General features: G+C 65.0%; 1 protein-coding gene. It reads right to left on the bottom strand.

Annotated features, from left to right (window positions below; all coding sequences use genetic code 11):
• Nucleotides 1-1,207: IS630 family transposase (locus ACIBLA_RS37565; RefSeq protein ID WP_399201149.1), on the bottom strand; the 1,207-nt coding region annotated here is incomplete at both ends.

Below are 1,207 nucleotides of genomic sequence, written 5' to 3'. Positions count from 1 at the left end.
TGTGAACGGCTTGGGGTTCTCGTTCCAGGTCTGGATCCAGGTGCGGATGTCGGCCTCAAGTGCTTGGACCGATCGGTGGGTGCCGCGGCGGATGAGTTTGTCGGTGAGGTATCCGAACCACCGCTCGACCTGGTTGATCCAGCTGGACCCAGTCGGTGTGAAGTGGACGTGGAATCGGGGGTGTCGTCCGAGCCAGGCTTTGATCGCGGGCGTCTTGTGGGTGGCGTAGTTGTCACAGATCAGGTGGATGTCGAGTTCAGTTGGCACTGCCTTGTCTATCTTGACCAGGAATTTCTTGAACTCCACGGCCCGATGACGGCGGTGAAGAGAACTGATGACGCTTCCGTCTTCGATGTCGAACGCGGCGAACAGGCTGGTCACGCCGTGCCGTTGATAGTCGTGGGTGCGCCGTTCCGGCATGCCGGGCATCAGTGGCAGGACCGGCTGCGTGCGGTCCAGGGCCTGGACTTGGGATTTCTCGTCGACACACAGCACCACCGCCTTCTCCGGCGGGTGGTGGTAGAGGCCGACGACGTCGACGACCTTCTCCACGAACTGCGGATCCGTGGACAGCTTGAACGTGTCCTGGACGTGCGGCTTCAGGTCGAACTGCCGCCAGATCCGACCGATCGTCGACTTCGACAGGCCGGTTCGCTCGGCCATGGACGCCCGTGACCAGTGTGTGGCATCACGCGGCGACGTCTCCAGCGTAGTGACGACGACCTCCTCGACCCGGTCGAGGAGGATCGACGGCGGCCGGCCCGGCCGCAGTTCGTCGGCCAGGCCTTCCAGCCGCAGCTCAACAAACCGACGTCGCCACCGGGCCACCGTGGACACTGAGGTCCCCAGTCGGCTGGCGACCCGCTTGTTCGAGGTGTCTTCGGCACACGCCAGCACGATCTTCGACCGCAACGCCAATGCCTGTGAGGACTTCGCCCGGCGGGCCCAACGCGTCAGCTGTTCCCGTTCAAGATCACTCAGAACCAGGCCGGTCTTCGGCCGTCCCGGCCGACCGGTGTCTGCCAAGCCCTCCAGCCGTGACTCCGCGAACCGCTTGCGCCACTTGCCGACCGTCATCGCCGACACACCCAAGTCATCGGCAACCCGTGCGTACACGACGTCCGGCTCGGCACACCGCAACACAATGCGCGCCCGAACGGCCAGCCGCGACGCCCCCTGCGACCAGCGGACCAGCTGGTCACGCTCG

This window comes from Streptomyces sp. NPDC050433 (assembly GCF_044458565.1).
Lineage (GTDB): Bacteria > Actinomycetota > Actinomycetes > Streptomycetales > Streptomycetaceae > Streptomyces.
Note: the sequence above shows the minus strand (reverse complement) of the source record. Positions and strands in the feature narration are given on the sequence as shown.